Source organism: Clostridium sp. Ade.TY (assembly GCF_000498355.1).
Taxonomy (GTDB): domain Bacteria; phylum Bacillota; class Clostridia; order Clostridiales; family Clostridiaceae; genus Clostridium.
In genome coordinates, this window is sequence record NZ_AVSV01000022.1 from 45923 (window position 1) to 62567 (window position 16645).

The window sequence follows — 16645 nt, forward strand, 5'->3', positions numbered from 1 at the left end:
ATAGGGGGAATAAGGTTTTGTTAATATATCAAGCTAGTAAAAAAGAATTTATGGATCATGTTACAAATGATGAAATTAGCATAAAAATAGAAAATGAATATAAAAAAAGAATTGGAAAAGCAAATTTAGGAGAAATAAGAGCTTGGAAAAATTCAATGGATAGTATGTATAAAGTTTTAAATACAGAGGAAATTTCAGATGAATGTGGTATAGCAATAGAATATAGAATTCCAGCAACATCAAAAAGAATAGATTTTATTGTTTCTGGTTTAGATGAAAATAATAAAGAAAATTTAGTAATAATAGAATTAAAACAATGGGAAGAGTTAGAGTGCGTAGAAGATGAAGATGGAATTGTAAAGACATATATAAATAAAGGTATAAGAAAAACACCACATCCAGCATATCAAGTATGGAGTTACTATAGTTTAATAAAAGATTATAATTCATCAGTTCAAGAAAAGAAGATAAATGTAGTACCATGTGCATATCTACATAATTATTATAAAGAAGAAAATGATCCTATAGAAAATAAAGTGTATGAATATTATTTAAAAAAAGCACCAACATTTACAAGAGGACAAGCAACTAAGCTTAGAGAATTTATTTGTAAATATGTGAAAAAAGCAGATTACAAAAAAGGACTATATGATATTGAAGGAGGAAAGATTAGACCTTCTAAATCTTTACAAGACTCATTAAAGCTTATGTTAGATGGAAATGAAGAATTTATAATGATTGATGATCAAAAAGTTATATATGAGATAATTTTAAAGAATATAAAAAATTCAATAAAATATAATAAGAAAAGTGTAATTATAGTAGAAGGAGGACCGGGAACTGGTAAATCGGTTCTTGCAATAAATCTTTTAGTTAATGTAACAGCTAAAGAACTAACATGTCAGTATGTTTCAAAAAATGCGGCGCCAAGAGAAGTATATACAAAAAAACTTAAAGGAAATTATAAGACAACTTATATAAATAATCTTTTTAAAGGTTCAGGAAGTTATATAAATACTTGTGAAGATGAAATTGATGTTTTAATAGTAGATGAAGCACATAGATTAAATAGAAAATCAGGTATGTTTCATAATTTAGGAGAAAATCAAATAAAAGAAATTATAAAAAGTTCAAAGGTATCAGTATTTTTTATAGATGAAAATCAAAGGGTTACATTGAGCGATTTTGGAAGTATAGGCGAGATTGATAGAGTTTCAAGTGAACTAGGTATACAGTCAAAGCATTTAAAACTTGAATCTCAGTTTAGGTGTAATGGATCAGATGGTTATCTATCTTGGGTAGATGATATTTTGCAAATAAAGGATACAGCAAATTTTGATGGATTTGAATTTGATTATGATTTTAGAATATTTGATAATCCAAATGATATGAGAAAAGCTATTGAAGAAAAAAATAAAATTAGTAATAAATCTAGAATTGTAGCAGGATATTGTTGGGATTGGAAAACTAAGAAGTTTTCTAAAGATGATGAATATGATATAAATCTTCAAGATGGAATTTTTAAAATGAAATGGAATTTGTCAAATTCAAAAACATGGGCAATTGATGAAAATTCAATAAATGAAGTTGGGTGTATACATACATGTCAAGGACTTGAATTTGATTATGTTGGGGTTATTATAGGAAATGATATGAGGTATGATGGAGAAAAAATTATTACAGATTTTAATGAGAGAGCAAAGACCGATAAAAGTCTAAGTGGTATTAAGAAGATGTTTAAAGAAGATAAAGATAAGGCTCTTAAATTAGCAGATGAAATAATAAAAAATACTTATAGAACATTAATGACTAGAGGAAATAAAGGTTGTTATATTTATTGTACTGATGAGAAGCTTAGGGATTATTTAAAGGAAAGAATGTATGGATTTAGTAGTAATATAACGGCTAAGGAAATATCAATTGACAGCATAAGTGTTGCAAATAAAGAAGTTTTAATTAAATAGTTAATAGAATTAAGACTTAATAATATTTAAATAATGAAAGAAAATAAAATTATGTAACAATTATTAATTTAAAAGTATACTATTATTAAGAGTTAATAAATTTACTTGGGGTTAGTAATGACTTTTATAAAAAATTTAAAGAGATATTTAGAAGATCGTAGCAGTAAAAGATTAATAGAAAAAGCTTTTTATTATGTTTTTTCAGAAAGAAAAATAGCAAATAGTCAGGGGAAAGTTCCTAAAATAAAGAATATTGAATTACTTGATGGTGGAACAAAGACAAAGGTTTTAATTGATATTCAAGGTATATGTAGTTATGATGAATTTGAAAAACATATGGAATTTATACAGGTTTTATTCAAATCAAAACCTATTGAATTTACAAAAAGTAATTCAATATATGAAGTGAAAATAGAGCCATTTCAACATACAAAGAAATTAAATTTATAAATTATTAATTGTGCTAATTAACAAAAGTTATTAGCACTTTTTATATATCTAAATTTATCCTTTATTATAATATATGCTAAAATATTTACATACAAGAAAAAGGAGGAAAAGTATGGAGTGTTTATTTTGCAGTTACAAAAAAGAATACTACATAGCAGAAAACAGCTTATGTTTTGCGATATATGATAAATTTCCAGTAAATGAAGGACATGTTCTTATAATACCAAAAAGACATTTTCAAAATTACTTTGATGCAACAGAAGAAGAAATAAATGATATGTATAAGCTATCTCATGAAGTAAAAAGCATATTAGATAAAAAATATAATCCAGATGGATACAATATTGGTGTAAATGTTGGATATTATGGAGGACAAACAATAATGCATCTTCATATGCACATAATACCAAGATACAAAGGTGATATAGAAGATCCAAGAGGTGGGGTAAGAAGAATAAAAAGGCAATTAGTTTTTTATAATGGTTAGGAGTATTTATGGAAAAATTAATAATAGAAAAAGAAATTAGCATAACAGGGGTAGAAGAAAAAGGAATAGATGAAAATAGTAATTGTATAACAGGTGGAAATACAAGCTTTTTAATATATAAGCTTAAAGAATCATTTAAAAAAGCAAAAAAGGTTGACATAATAGTTGCATTTTTAAGAGAAACAGGAGTTAAGCTTTTAAAAGAAGATTTAAGTCTTGCAGTAGAAAATGGATGCAAAATAAGAATACTTACAGGTAACTATTTAGGGATAACAGAACCATCAGCCCTATATTTAATGAAAGATATATTAGGGGATAAGGCGGATATGAGATTTTATAAAGATTCAAAAAGGTCTTTTCATCCGAAAGCATATATTTTCCATTATAAAGATGGAGAAGGAGATATATTTATAGGTTCTTCAAATATTTCAAAATCAGCTTTAACATCAGGATTAGAGTGGAATTATAGACTTAAAAAAGAGCAAAATAAGGAAGATTTTAATTATTTTTGCAGAGAGTTTGAAAACTTATTTTTAAATGAATCAATAGTATTAAATGATCAAGAGCTTAAAAAATATTCTAAGTCATGGAAAAAGCCTAAAATATATAAATTAAATAATTTAGATGATGAAAATGAGGAAGAAAAAGATAATATAATACCAATGTTTTCACCAAGAGGAGCACAAATAGAAGCATTAAGTGAACTTAAAAAACTTCGTGAAGATGGAATGGATAAGGGGATAGTAATAGCCTCAACTGGTATAGGAAAAACTTATCTTGCAGCCTTTGATTCATTAGAGTTTAAAAATGTATTATTTATAGCTCACAGAGAAGAAATATTAAATCAAGCTGAGGAAAGTTTTAAGAATGTAAGAAAAAATTTAAAGACAGGCTTTTTTAAAGGGGAAAATAAAGATAGAGATGTAGAAGCTCTTTTTGCATCTGTACAAAGTTTAGGTAAGGAAGAGTATTTAAATGAAAATTGGTTTAAAAAAGATTATTTCGATTATATTGTAATTGATGAGTTTCATCATTCAGTCACAAAAAATTATCAAAACATAATAAATTATTTTAAGCCAAAATTTTTACTTGGTATAACAGCAACACCTGAAAGAATGGATAATAGAGATGTATTCTCTATATGTGATTATAATATTGCTTATGAAATAAGACTTCCTGAAGCAATAAATAAAGGATATTTATGTCCATTTAGATATTATGGAATTCATGATGAAACAGTAAAATATGAAGATATACAATTTAAAAATGGAAAATATAATGCTTTAGAACTTGAAAAAGCATTAATGATTGATAAAAGAGCAAATTTAATATTTAACCATTATAAAAAGTTTAATTCAAAACAAGCTCTAGGATTTTGTTCATCAAAAGCTCATGCAGATTATATGGCAAGGTGTTTTGTGCAAAATGGAGTTAAAGCTTGTGCTGTATACAGTGATGCAAGAGGAGATTATTCATTAAGTAGAGAAGATGCTCTTAAAAAACTTAAAAATGGAGAAATTAATATAATATTTTCAGTTGATATGTTTAATGAAGGCGTTGATATAAAATCATTAGATATGGTTATGTTTTTAAGACCAACAGAATCTCAAACTATATTTATGCAACAACTTGGAAGAGGTCTAAGATTAGACAAAAATAAAGATTATGTAAATGTACTTGATTTTATAGGCAATTATAAAAAGGCTGATATGATTCCAAAACTTCTTGGAGGAATTAAACCCAAAGATAAAAGTGTATTAAATAATCCAAATTATTTTACTTATCCAGAAGATTGTTATATAGATTTTGATTTTGAACTTGTTGATTTATACAAAAAACTTTTAAGTAAAGAAATGAAGTTTGAAGAAAAGCTAAAAGAGGAATTTTATAGAGTAAAAGAAGAAATTAATAAAATTCCAAATAGAGAAGAATTTATAAGTTTAATAGATGGTGAAATTTACGGAGAAGTTAGGAAAAAGGGAAAGAAAAATCCTTTTAGAAATTATTTATCCTTTTTAAATAGTTTAGGAGAGATAAGTAAGGATGAATTAAGTTTAAGAGGAACTTTAGCAGAAGAGTTTATTAATTATATAGAATCAACTAATATGAGTAAAACATACAAGATGCCAATACTTTTAGCTTTTTGTAATAATGGAAATATGAGGCTTTCAATTAGTGAAGATGATATATATAATTGGATGAAAGAGTTTTATAGTAAACCATCAAATAAACAAGATATTATAGGAAAAAATAATAAAGACAGTATAGAAAATTGGGGCAAAAAAGAATACGTAAAAAAGGCTAAAGAAATGCCACTTAAGTTTTTAGTTAAATCCGGAGGGAAGTTCTTTTCATTTAAAGAGGATAAATTTACTTTAACAGATAAACTTAAAGATTTCTTAGATAATGATACTTTTAAAGAAAATGTAATTGATGCAATTAATATGAGAGTAATTGAGTATTATAAAAATAGAGGAATAGATAATGTAGGAGCTGATGATTAAAGATGAAAAAGTATAATAAATTAGTTAGAGATGATATACCAAAGATAATAGAAGATTCAGGAAAAACTTGTAATATAGAAATAGTAACAGGAAAAGAAAAAACAGAGTATTTAGAAAAAAAGTTAAATGAAGAAGTAAATGAATATTTAGAGGATAAAAACTTAGAAGAACTCGCAGATGTTATGGAAGTATTATTTGCACTTGCAGATAATTTAGGATATAAAGAAGAAGACCTTTTAAATAAAAGAGAAGAAAAAAGACTTGAAAGAGGAAGTTTTAAAAAAGGAATAATACTTAAAGAAGTTAAGTAAAAGGGGAGCATAAGCAATATGAAAAATGACAGCAAAAATATTATTATATTAGAAGATGAACTTAATAAGAAAGATAATGGTGGAGAAGATATTTCTAACTCAGAAATAGGATTTGACGAAGAAGCAGAAAAAATAAAACACAACCTACCATTAGATCAAGATGAGTTTACAATAGAAGAATTTAAGATGTATTTACCTAAGGAGAAAATTCCAAATATGTTCATTGTACTTGAAACTAATATAAATGGAGAAGAAAACCCAGTAGCATCTTATGAATCAGAAATTGAAGCATATAAGTTTTATAATGAAATAACTCATAAAAGAAAAAGAATAGTAAAGGCTACAGCAATTTATTCTATAGCTTTCGGAGAGAGAATATTATCTGATTATGAGTAAAAATATTAAATAAAATATAATTTTTAAAAAGCATCTACAAAATATAGATGCTTTTTTATTTTATAAATATATCAATAATATAAAAAGTATAAAATTTTATTTTTAAAACAAATATATGAAATAGATATTAAGAGTTTATAAAAAGTAAATAATTCAAGAGGTAAATTCTATAAAATTCATACTATATTTTCTAAAACTTTACATTGTTTGTGAAAACTTTTTCAAAGTTTGCAGTATAATTATGTAGAATAGTTATTAACAAATAAGTATTTTAATTTAAATGAACTTAAAAATATTTTTAATAATTTAGTTCACTAAGAAAGGAGTGAAAAAATGAGCAAACATTTATCTACTAATATTCGTGTAGCAATTGAACCAGATAATCCGTCAATTTTTAGACATGAAGAAAAATGCATACAGTGTGGTATGTGTAAAAATATTTGTACTGATTATATAGGAGTAAATGGATATTATGATTTAAAAAATACTAATGATATTGCTGTTTGTATTAATTGTGGGCAATGTGCTAATGTATGTCCAGTAAGTAGTATTACTGAATCATATGATTATAAAGAAGTTGAATCTATAATAAAAAGCAATGATAAAATAGTTATATTTTCTACATCACCTGCAGTTAGAGTATCATTAGGTGAAGAATTTAATATGCCAGATGGTAGTTTTGTTGAAGGTAAAATGGTAGCTTTACTTAGGAAGCTAGGTGCTAATTATGTTCTTGATACAAATTTTGCAGCAGATTTAACAATAGTTGAAGAAGCTAGTGAATTATTAGAACGTATAAAAACTAAAAAAAGACCACTTCCACAATTTACGAGTTGCTGTCCAGCTTGGATAAAGTATGCAGAAACATTTCATCCAGAAATATTAGAGAATATTTCAACTACTAAAAGTCCAATTGGAATGCAAGGACCAACTATAAAAACATATTTTGCAAAGAAAATGGGAATTGATCCATCAAAAATTATAAATGTTGCTTTAACACCTTGTACTGCAAAGAAGTTTGAAATTAAAAGAGATGAGATGAATGACTCAGGAAAGTACTATGACATAGAAGATATGCGTGATATGGACTATGTTATAACAACAAGGGAATTAGCTACTTGGGCAAAAGAAAAAAATATTGAATTTAATAATTTAAAAGATAGTAGTTATGATAAGTTAATGGGTGAAGCTTCAGGGGCAGGTGTTATATTTGCTAATACAGGTGGAGTTATGGAAGCTGCACTTAGAACTGCTTATTCATATATTACTAATGAAAAGCCACCAAAGCAGTTTTTTGATTTAGAACCAGTAAGAGGATTAGAAGGAATTCGTGAAGCAACAGTAAAAATTGACAATATGGATATAAATGTTGCTGTTATTTATGGTACTAAAAATGCATCTGAATTTATTAAAAGAATGAAAAATGGAGATAAGCAGTATCATTTTATTGAAGTTATGACTTGTCCAGGAGGATGTATTGGTGGTGGTGGTCAACCAAAAGACACTGAATTTAAAGGAGATTCTCTTAGAGCAAAACGTATTGAAGGCCTTTATAAAAGAGATTCTAATATGGAAATTCGTTTAAGTCACGAAAATGAAGAAATAAAAGAACTTTACAAAGAGTTTTATGGCAAGCCTTTAAGTGAACTTGCTGAAAAAATGTTACATACAATATATTTTGATAGAAGTGAAGATTTAGGAGGTAAAAAAATGAGTGAATCAGTTAAATATCGTTGTACAGTATGTGGATACATACATGAAGGAGAATTACCAGAAGGGTTTATATGTCCAGTTTGTAAGAGCCCTGCTTCAGTATTTGTAAAAGTAGAAGATAATGAGTCTTTAAATAACAATGAAGATACATCAGTTAATAATGAAGATAAATCAGTGAAGGAATCAGTTAAATATCGTTGTTCTGTATGTGGATATGTACATGAAGGAGAACTACCAGAAGGATTCGTATGTCCAGTTTGTAAAAGTCCTGCATCAGTATTTGTTAAAATAGGGGAACAAACTGAATCAACTAATAAATATAAAGGAACTAAGACAGAAAAGAATTTAATGAATGCATTAGCTGGTGAATCAATAGCTAGAAATAAATATACTTTCTTTGCTGATGTTGCAAAAAGTGAAGGATATGAACAAATTTATCAATTATTTTTAAAAACAGCTGGTAATGAAAGAGAACATGCTAAATTATGGTTTAAGGAACTTGGAAATTTAAGTGATACAATTAAAAATCTTCTTCATGCAGCAGAAGGTGAACATTATGAATGGTCAGATATGTATGCGGGATTTGCAAAGGATGCAAGTGAAGAAGGATTCTTTGATTTAGCAGAAAAATTTATAGAAGTATCAAAAATAGAAAAATCACATGAAGATAGATATCGTAAGCTTTTAAATAATATTGAAAATAAAGAAGTATTTAAAAAAGAAGAAAAAACAATATGGGAATGTTTAAATTGTGGTTTCCTTATAGAAAGCATAGAAGCTCCAGAAGTATGTCCAGTATGTAATTACTCAAAAGGATTTTTTGAAGTTAGAGCAGAAAATTATTAATAGTATAATTAGTTTTCTTTAAAAAGGAACCTAAAAGGCAATGTCATTTAGTTAACTACATGACATTGCCTTTTAGGTATTATTTTTTTAAATAAAGATGTAGATAAGAATTAAAGCAATTAATATTATAATAAAAATAGAACAAATAATTATAGTTGACATATTGTTCTTAGTAGTCATATTAGGTGCTTCCTTATTTTCTATAATTTTAAGTTTATCAAATTTTTTCAATATATCTAAATAATTACACGAACGTGGCTTGTATTGAATTTTTGGCTCATCATAAAGTTTAAGTTCTAATAGTGGTTCGTTAGAATCATTTAAATATAAATTCAAATATTCAATTTTATCAAAAGTTATTTCATTAATAGAAACTTTTTCATAGTTTTCCTTTGTATTTATTAAATATAACTTTTTGTTACTTAAAACAAAGATAGTATTCCATATCCATTCATCAACAAATAAATATCCAAAAGAATTTCCTCCAGAAATAGGACTTTTTCTTTCGATTTCAGCACTGTAATTTACTGATTCAAAGTAATCTTCAAAAATTTCTTCATTATCTAAAGTATTTTTTATTTCTAATAGATTTCTCTGAAAATTATAATCCTTTAGTTCTAATAAAGTATCTTCTTTTAAATTAGTCATAAAAATATATCCCCTCTATTTTTGTGTAAAATTAATTTTAGCAAAAGCCCTTAATAAATAATAATAAAATTATATATTAATTATACGAAAATAAAAGGAAAAATGAAACAAATTTTACCATAATGAAGAATAAATAATTTTAGTGAATATTTAATTAAATTAAACAAAAAGTTACAAAAATTGAATTTTTTTAAAATAATATTTGATAGTAATTTACAATGATATACAAAAAATATAAAATTTAAATATAGAAAATTTTATATAAGGGAGGAAGGGGCATGATTAGAAGGACGGTTGGAAATGTTATAAAATTAGAGGAAAGAATAGACTACAAACATAAAATTTTAGCGAATAATGTACATACAAGAAATGATGACTATTTTGATGAAATAAATTTTGAAAGAGATCTACCGAAAGAAAAAATAAAAAATAGTTTTATAGTACTTGGAAATTCAGAAAATGAAGAAGAGGAAGCATTAGTTGCATATGAATCAGAAATAGAAGCATATAGAGCATATAAAAATATTTCATATAAAAATAAAAGAATAATAAAAGGTACAGCTATTTATGGGGATTTGTTTGGAATGAAAGTATTACTTGGATATGAATAAATAGTTTTTATAAAGACTTTAGTTTTAAGTTCATATAAAATTAACATGGAAAATTTTAAAAGTTAAGGAAATTATGGTATTATTTAAATGTATACGTTAACAAAATAATGTTATAAATTTGATGTTATAAGGGGAGTTTAGAATTTATGGATTTACAAAAAGAATTACCAGAAGTATTTAATGAATTTGGAGAAGTAAGAAGAAATGGCTTTATTAAGGCAAAGGAATTAAAGGATAAAGATGTACCTTTAATTGGAGTTTTTTGTACTTACTTTCCACAAGAACTTGCTTTAGCTATGGGGGCAGCTACAGTTTCACTTTGTGCAAGTTCAGATGAAACAATACCAGATGCTGAAAAAGATTTACCACGTAATCTTTGCCCTTTAATTAAATCAAGTTATGGATTTGGGAAAACTGATAAGTGTCCTTATTTTTATTTTTCAGATTTAGTAGTTGGCGAAACAACATGTGATGGAAAGAAAAAAATGTATGAATATTTAAGTGAATTTAAACCAGTACATGTTATGCAACTTCCAAATTCACAAACTGAAGATGGATTAAAATTATGGAAAAATGAAATAATAAAACTTAAAGAAAATCTTGAAGAAATGTTTGATGTTAAAATTACAGAAGAAGATATTAAGAAGGCTATAAAAATAAAAAATGAAGAAAGAAAAGCTTTAAAGAGATTTTATGAATTAGGCAAAAAAGATCCAGTTCCACTACTTGGACAAGATATATTTAAAGTTTTAAATGGAACTACTTTTAGTTTTGAAAGAGAAAAAATACCGGCTCAAATGGATGAGTTAATAGAAAAAATTAATTCTGAATATGAAAAAGAAAAGAAATATGATAAAAAACCACGTATTTTAATAACAGGATGTCCAATTGGAGGAGCTACTGAAAAAGTAATAAAGGCTATTGAAGATAATGGTGGATATGTTGTTGCACTTGAAAATTGTAGTGGAGCAAAGGCTGTTGAAGATTTAGTAGATGAAGAAAATCCTGATGTTTATGATGCATTAGCTCGTAAATATTTATCTATTGGATGTTCATGTATGACACCTAATCCAAATAGAATAAAACTTTTAGATAAAATGATAGATGAATATAAAGTTGATGCTGTTGTTGATGTAATATTAACAGCCTGTCATACATATAACGTTGAAACTTTATCAATTAAGAGATTTGTTAATGATAAAAAGAATAAACCTTATATGAGTGTAGAAACTGATTTCTCAACAGCAGATATTGGACAATTAAATACTAGAATGGCTGCATTTATTGAAATGCTTTAGGAGTTTTATGAAAAGATATACTTTAGGAATAGATTCAGGTTCAACAACAACAAAAGGAGTTTTATTTGATGGAAATGAAATAGTAGAAACTTTAATAATAAGAACAGCAGCTAAACCAAAAGAAAGTATTTATAAAGTATTTGATAAACTTTATAGTGAAAATGTTCAATATGTAGTTACAACAGGTTATGGAAGAAATCTTTTAAAAGAGGCAGATAAAAAAGTTACTGAAATAACTTGCCATGCAAGGGGAGCAGTATTTTTAAATCCTGATATTAGGGCAGTAATAGATATTGGTGGACAAGATTCAAAAGCAATTTTACTTGATAGATCATTAAATGTTATAGATTTTTTGATGAATGATAAATGTGCAGCAGGAACAGGAAGATTTATGGATGTTATGATGAGAATATTAGAAGAAGATATTAATAATATTGATGAATTTGTAATTGACAAAACACCTGTAAATATATCAAGTATGTGTACTGTATTTGCAGAAAGTGAAATAATAAGTCTTTTAGCAAATGATGTGGATAGAGGTGATATTGCACTTGGAGTTATTCATTCAATTAGTAAAAGAACAGCAAATTTTGCAAATAAATTAAATTTAGAAGGAGATATATTTTTTAGTGGAGGGCTTGCTAATTCAAAAGTATTTAAAGATACATTAAAAAGCTATCTAAATAAAAATGTATATACTGATAAATTAAGTCAATTTGTAGGTGCTATTGGAGCTGCAGTAATAGGATGGAATAAAATAAATTTATAAAAACATTGAATAAATTTTAATATAGTGCTAAAATTAACCTGTAAAAATTAAATAATCTAAGACACAGGGGGGCTGGGATTTTGGCCAGCTGAGATTGAAAACCTAAAAATTTTCTGACCCTATGAACCTGAGATGGATAATACCAGCGTAGGAAGATGTTTGAGTATGTTTTTAATATTTTGTGTATTTAGGTACAAGCGTTTTTCCGCTTGTACCTTTTTTATTTTAAAAATATAGTTAAATACTCTTCTTTAAAATTAATAGAAGGATAGGTGCTAAATATGAAAAATGTTTTAACAATTGCAGGATCAGATAGCTGTGGGGGAGCTGGAATACAAGCAGATTTAAAAACTTTCAGTGCAAATGGAGTTTATGGCATGAGTGTAATAACTGCTATAACAGCTCAAAATACTATGGGGGTATTTAAAGTACAAGATATTGATGAAGAAATTATTGGTGCTCAAATTGATGCAATATTTGAAGATATTAATGTTGATGCAGTAAAAATTGGAATGGTATCAAAAATTTCTACAATAAATATAATAAGTGAGAAATTAAGAAAATATAAACCTAAAAATTTAGTTTTAGACCCAGTAATGATATCAAAAAGTGGATATTCTTTATTGAAGCCAGAATCAAAAAGTGCATTAATTAAAAAACTTATTCCTTTAGCTTATGTAATTACGCCAAATGTACCAGAAGCTCTAGAAATAATAAGTGAAGTAACTTCAGAAAAGGTAGAAATAAAAACTATTGAAGATATGGAATTTGCTGCTAAAGAAATTTATAAGCTTGGTTGCAAAAATGTATTTTTAAAAGGTGGACATATGGAAGGAAATACAGCTGTTGATATTTTATATGATGGAGAAAATATATATAAATTTTATGCAGAAAGAATAAATACAAAAAATACTCATGGAACAGGTTGTACTATATCTTCTGCAATAGCTTCAAATTTAGCTTTAGGTTTTAGTATTGAAGAATCTATTAAAAGAGCAAAGGATTATATAACAACTGCTATTATACATTCATTAGATATAGGTCATGGTGTTGGACCAACAAATCATTTTTATGAATTATATAAAAAGGCAGGTTTAATAAATGAATAATAAGAAACTAGGCTTTTTCACATTAGCCTTCTTATGGTTTGGAGCAGCTATTTCAATAGCTGAAATATTGACAGGAGGACTACTTGCTCCTATTGGATTTTTAAAAGGATTAGAAGTAATAATTGTTGGACATTTAATTGGAACAACAATATTAGTACTTGGTGGATTTATAGGATTTAAGGAAGGTGTTCCTTCCATAACATCAACAAGAATATCCTTTGGGAAATATGGAACTTATTTATTTTCTATATTAAACGTACTTCAGCTTATTGGATGGACAGCTGTTATGATAAGAGCAGCAGCTACATCAGTTCAATTAATAACAAAAAGTATTTGGGGATTTGATAATTTATTTTTATGTATTATTTTAATTGGAATTTTAACTGGAGTATGGATATGGTTTGGAAGAGATGGTATGAAAAATTTAAATATTATAGCTGTAAGTTTATTATTTATTTTAACTTTAGTACTTGGATTTATAATATTTAAAGACGGATTAGTATTTAAGAAATCTTTTGATGGGGCTATATCTATAGGACAAGCTTTAGAATTAAATATAGTTATGCCACTTTCATGGCTTCCTCTTATTGCAGATTATACAAGATTTGCAAAGAATGGAAAGAGTGCTGTCTTTGGAAGTTTTATAGGTTATTTCTTAGGAAGTTCATGGATGTTTGTAATAGGTCTTGGAGCTTCAATTGTGTCAAATAGTTCAGATCCATCTTACATAATGCTTGCTGCTAATTTAGGAATTATGGCACTTGGAATTGTAGTATTATCAACAGTAACAACTACATTTTTAGATGTATATTCAGCAGGTATATCATTTTTAAACATAATGCCAAAACTTAATGAAAGAAAAATTGGCATTATTATGACGATTATAGGAACAATAGTAGCTTTAATAGTTCAAATGGAAAATTACGAAAACTTCTTATATGCAATAGGTTCTGTTTTTGCACCTTTATTTGCTATTTTAATTTCTGATTATTTTGTACTTAAAAAGAGACTTAGAAAGGATGTTCTTATAAATATTGAGTCAATTATTGTATGGGTAATTGGTATAATTATTTATTACATATTTGTAAAACTAGACTTTATAGTTGGATCAACTTTACCAGCTATGATTATAACAGGATTTATAAATATTTTATTTTCAGGGAGGGTATTTAAATGGAGAATTTTAGAGAAATAAATGGAGTATTAAAAAAATTAAGAGAGGACAGTCCTCTTGTTCACCATATAACAAATTATGTTACAGTAAATGATTGCGCAAATGTAACTTTAGCAATAGGAGCATCACCAGTTATGGCTGATGATATTAATGAAGTTTATGATATGGTATCAATAGCATCTTCATTAGTAATTAATATAGGAACATTAAATAGTAGAACTGTAGAATCTATGATAGTTTCATGTAAGAGAGCAAATGAATTAAATATTCCTATAGTTTTAGACCCAGTTGGAGCTGGAGCTACACCTTATAGAACAGAGATTGCAAAAAAATTATTAAATGAAGTTAAGTTTTCTGTTATAAGAGGTAATTTATCAGAAATAAAAACTTTATTTGGAATTAATTCAAAAACTAAAGGTGTTGACTCTGTAGAAGAAGTCTCAGATAAAACAAGTGATTTTGAAATAACAAAAGATATAGTTAAGAGTTTTTCAAAAGAAATAGGTTCTGTTATTGCAGTAACTGGAGCAGTTGATGTTATTTCAGATGGAAACAAAGTATATACAATAAAAAATGGGAATAAAGCTATGTCAAAGATTACAGGAACAGGATGTATGTGTACATCATTAATTGGTTCATATTTAGGAGCTACAAAAAATAATTTAATTGGAGCAATACTTGGAATTTTAACTATGGGGATTGCAGGAGATATAGGATTTAAAAATCTTAAAGATTTAGAAGGTTCAGGAAGTCTTAAAGTTAAAATAATTGATGCAATATACAATATGAGCGACGAAACAATAAATGAAATGGGGAATTTAAATGAAGCATAATATTGATTATAAGCTTTACCTTGTAACAGATAGAAATATACTTAAAAATACAGATATATGTACAGCTGTTGAAGATGCAATAAAGGGTGGAGTTACAGTTGTACAGATTAGGGAAAAAGATATAAAAACATTAGATTTTTATAATGTAGCAAAAAAGATTAAAGGCGTTACAGATAAATATAATATACCATTAATAATAAATGATAGAATTGATATAGCATTAGCTATTAATACAGATGGAGTTCATTTAGGTCAAGATGATATGCCATGTAGTATTGCAAGAAGAATTTTAGGAAAAGATAAAATAATTGGTATTTCAGCAAGTACATTAGAAGAAGCTTTAAAGGCTGAAAAAGATGGTGCTGATTATATTGGTGTTGGAGCAATATTTAGTACAAATACTAAAAAAGATGCAGATGATGTTTCAATAGAAACATTAAAAGAAATAAAAAGAAAAGTTTCCATACCAGTAGTTGCAATTGGTGGAATAAATAGAGAAAATGTAACTTTATTAAAAGAGACTAATATTGATGGAGTTGCTGTTATTTCAGATATATTAGGAAGAGAAGATATTTATACTTCAGCTAAATGTTTGTTTGATAAGTTATAATAAAAAATAAGGAAAGGCTTTAAGTCTTTCCTTATTTTTTTTATAGAATATGTATTTTATTATACTTTATAAAATTATTTAGAAAAGTGATATAATCTTTGAAATTATAAGTGATATAAGTGAAAAAAATATTCCTATTGATAAAAAGCTTATTAAAAACACATTAAATATTATTAATCTACTTAATATTATAGTTTCAGGAATTTTAAATAATACTAAAACTATACTAATAATAAAGCTTATAATAAATATAAAAATTATACCATCAAGTGAGTTTTTAAGGTCAGCTTTACTAAGAGACATATGAGTACTTATTGATATAGCAATAAATAAAAATATCCAAAAACTAATTGATGATATATTATTGATTGTAAAAGTTGATTTTAAAAACAGTATAAATTGATTAAGTAAAAGGTTGAAAAAGTCAATTATACTAAAGTTATTACCTAAATATAAATAACTATTAATATTTATATTTTTTAATATTGTATCAAAACTATTACTTAAAAATAGTTTATAAAATAAAGTTAATATAATAGATCCAATTAATATAGGAGCAACCCCAATAAAAAAGTTACCTATTCTTTGATAAAAGCTGTTTTTATTAAATGTATGATTTACATGTCCAAGTTCTCTATCATCAATATTTAAAGAAAACCATTTTATATCAGTAATTTTATGAAAAAATATTTTACATAAAAGAGCGTGACTAAATTCATGTATTGTAGTTCCTATAATTCCAGTACCTATAATTCCATACTTTCCAACACTATTATAAATAAGTTCATTACTTTTACTTTCTATTTTCCCGATTAAAAAGCCAAATATTACGAAAGATCCAATTATAGATAATGATAAAAGGAGACTAAGTTTTAATATTTCTAACATTTTATGTCCTCCTAAAATAAATATCTTTTGTTTT

At 26.2% G+C, this 16645-nt stretch carries 16 protein-coding genes and 1 riboswitch; of the genes, 14 read left to right on the forward strand and 2 right to left on the reverse strand.

Going from position 1 to position 16645, the window contains the following annotated elements; all coding sequences use genetic code 11:
• Positions 1-17: 17 nt before the first annotated feature.
• The 7 genes from O212_RS0107470 (at position 18) to rbr (ending at position 8671) form a co-directional block, all read left to right on the forward strand.
• Complete coding sequence (locus O212_RS0107470) at positions 18-1964, forward strand: DUF2075 domain-containing protein (protein WP_024614497.1); 1947 nt, start codon at positions 18-20, stop codon at positions 1962-1964.
• A 117-nt stretch (positions 1965-2081) separates the two neighbouring features.
• Positions 2082-2414 (forward strand): hypothetical protein, encoded by a 333-nt coding sequence (locus O212_RS0107475; RefSeq protein WP_024614498.1) that lies wholly within the window; start codon positions 2082-2084, stop codon positions 2412-2414.
• A gap of 73 nt (positions 2415-2487) precedes the next feature.
• Positions 2488-2901 (forward strand): HIT family protein, encoded by a 414-nt coding sequence (locus O212_RS0107480; RefSeq protein ID WP_081705818.1) that lies wholly within the window; start codon positions 2488-2490, stop codon positions 2899-2901.
• Between the two features lie 8 nt (positions 2902-2909).
• Positions 2910-5405 carry a DEAD/DEAH box helicase family protein gene (locus O212_RS0107485; protein ID WP_024614500.1) on the forward strand — a complete coding sequence of 832 codons (2496 nt, stop codon included), beginning with the start codon at positions 2910-2912 and terminating at the stop codon, positions 5403-5405.
• Positions 5406-5407: 2 nt separating this feature from the next.
• On the forward strand, positions 5408-5716 hold the full coding sequence (locus O212_RS0107490; protein ID WP_024614501.1) for a nucleoside triphosphate pyrophosphohydrolase: 309 nt from the start codon (positions 5408-5410) through the stop codon (positions 5714-5716).
• 18 nt (positions 5717-5734) lie between these two features.
• Positions 5735-6112: a hypothetical protein gene (locus O212_RS0107495; protein ID WP_024614502.1), complete on the forward strand. Its 378-nt coding sequence runs from the start codon at positions 5735-5737 to the stop codon at positions 6110-6112.
• Positions 6113-6445: 333 nt separating this feature from the next.
• The gene (gene rbr / locus O212_RS0107500; protein ID WP_024614503.1) at positions 6446-8671 is read left to right on the forward strand and encodes a rubrerythrin; all 2226 of its coding nucleotides are present in this window, start codon (positions 6446-6448) and stop codon (positions 8669-8671) included.
• A gap of 87 nt (positions 8672-8758) precedes the next feature.
• Here the strand turns inward: rbr and O212_RS0107505 are convergent, their stop codons facing one another.
• Positions 8759-9319, reverse strand: a complete 561-nt coding sequence (locus O212_RS0107505; protein WP_024614504.1) for a hypothetical protein — start codon at positions 9317-9319, stop codon at positions 8759-8761.
• 278 nt (positions 9320-9597) lie between these two features.
• Here O212_RS0107505 and O212_RS0107510 point away from each other — a divergent pair, with 278 nt between their 5' ends.
• The 7 genes from O212_RS0107510 (at position 9598) to thiE (ending at position 15723) form a co-directional block, all read left to right on the forward strand.
• Complete coding sequence (locus O212_RS0107510) at positions 9598-9930, forward strand: hypothetical protein (protein WP_024614505.1); 333 nt, start codon at positions 9598-9600, stop codon at positions 9928-9930.
• A gap of 146 nt (positions 9931-10076) precedes the next feature.
• Positions 10077-11228, forward strand: a complete 1152-nt coding sequence (locus tag O212_RS0107515; RefSeq protein ID WP_024614506.1) for a double-cubane-cluster-containing anaerobic reductase — start codon at positions 10077-10079, stop codon at positions 11226-11228.
• 7 nt (positions 11229-11235) lie between these two features.
• A complete protein-coding gene (locus O212_RS0107520; RefSeq protein ID WP_024614507.1) occupies positions 11236-11997 on the forward strand; it encodes an acyl-CoA dehydratase activase in 762 nt (253 codons plus the stop codon).
• A gap of 55 nt (positions 11998-12052) precedes the next feature.
• A riboswitch (TPP riboswitch) is annotated at positions 12053-12169 on the forward strand.
• A gap of 109 nt (positions 12170-12278) precedes the next feature.
• On the forward strand, positions 12279-13106 hold the full coding sequence (gene thiD / locus O212_RS0107525; protein ID WP_024614508.1) for a bifunctional hydroxymethylpyrimidine kinase/phosphomethylpyrimidine kinase: 828 nt from the start codon (positions 12279-12281) through the stop codon (positions 13104-13106).
• Positions 13099-14301 (forward strand): putative hydroxymethylpyrimidine transporter CytX, encoded by a 1203-nt coding sequence (gene cytX, locus O212_RS0107530; RefSeq protein WP_024614509.1) that lies wholly within the window; start codon positions 13099-13101, stop codon positions 14299-14301. The genes thiD and cytX overlap by 8 nt, the downstream gene beginning before the upstream one ends.
• Entirely contained in the window at positions 14280-15113 is an 834-nt protein-coding gene (gene thiM, locus O212_RS0107535) for a hydroxyethylthiazole kinase (RefSeq protein ID WP_024614510.1), read from the forward strand. The genes cytX and thiM overlap by 22 nt, the downstream gene beginning before the upstream one ends.
• Positions 15103-15723: a thiamine phosphate synthase gene (gene thiE, locus O212_RS0107540; protein WP_024614511.1), complete on the forward strand. Its 621-nt coding sequence runs from the start codon at positions 15103-15105 to the stop codon at positions 15721-15723. Before thiM ends, thiE begins: the two co-directional genes overlap by 11 nt.
• Positions 15724-15801: 78 nt before the next feature.
• Here the strand turns inward: thiE and O212_RS0107545 are convergent, their stop codons facing one another.
• A complete protein-coding gene (locus tag O212_RS0107545) occupies positions 15802-16611 on the reverse strand; it encodes a hypothetical protein (RefSeq protein WP_024614512.1) in 810 nt (269 codons plus the stop codon).
• Positions 16612-16645 lie beyond the last annotated feature (34 nt).

Bases quoted from the DNA above. Each gene is read 5' to 3' on its own strand.
- O212_RS0107515 (WP_024614506.1), top strand. From the start codon at position 10,077: ATGGATTTACAAAAAGAATTACCAGAAGTATTTAATGAATTTGGAGAA.
- thiE (WP_024614511.1), top strand. From the start codon at position 15,103: ATGAAGCATAATATTGATTATAAGCTTTACCTTGTAACAGATAGAAAT.
- O212_RS0107480 (WP_081705818.1), top strand. From the start codon at position 2,488: ATGCTAAAATATTTACATACAAGAAAAAGGAGGAAAAGTATGGAGTGT.
- O212_RS0107475 (WP_024614498.1), top strand. From the start codon at position 2,082: ATGACTTTTATAAAAAATTTAAAGAGATATTTAGAAGATCGTAGCAGT.
- O212_RS0107545 (WP_024614512.1), bottom strand. From the start codon at position 16,611: ATGTTAGAAATATTAAAACTTAGTCTCCTTTTATCATTATCTATAATT.
- O212_RS0107490 (WP_024614501.1), top strand. From the start codon at position 5,408: ATGAAAAAGTATAATAAATTAGTTAGAGATGATATACCAAAGATAATA.
- rbr (WP_024614503.1), top strand. From the start codon at position 6,446: ATGAGCAAACATTTATCTACTAATATTCGTGTAGCAATTGAACCAGAT.
- O212_RS0107520 (WP_024614507.1), top strand. From the start codon at position 11,236: ATGAAAAGATATACTTTAGGAATAGATTCAGGTTCAACAACAACAAAA.
- O212_RS0107485 (WP_024614500.1), top strand. From the start codon at position 2,910: ATGGAAAAATTAATAATAGAAAAAGAAATTAGCATAACAGGGGTAGAA.
- thiD (WP_024614508.1), top strand. From the start codon at position 12,279: ATGAAAAATGTTTTAACAATTGCAGGATCAGATAGCTGTGGGGGAGCT.
- O212_RS0107495 (WP_024614502.1), top strand. From the start codon at position 5,735: ATGAAAAATGACAGCAAAAATATTATTATATTAGAAGATGAACTTAAT.
- thiM (WP_024614510.1), top strand. From the start codon at position 14,280: ATGGAGAATTTTAGAGAAATAAATGGAGTATTAAAAAAATTAAGAGAG.
- cytX (WP_024614509.1), top strand. From the start codon at position 13,099: ATGAATAATAAGAAACTAGGCTTTTTCACATTAGCCTTCTTATGGTTT.
- O212_RS0107510 (WP_024614505.1), top strand. From the start codon at position 9,598: ATGATTAGAAGGACGGTTGGAAATGTTATAAAATTAGAGGAAAGAATA.
- O212_RS0107505 (WP_024614504.1), bottom strand. From the start codon at position 9,319: ATGACTAATTTAAAAGAAGATACTTTATTAGAACTAAAGGATTATAAT.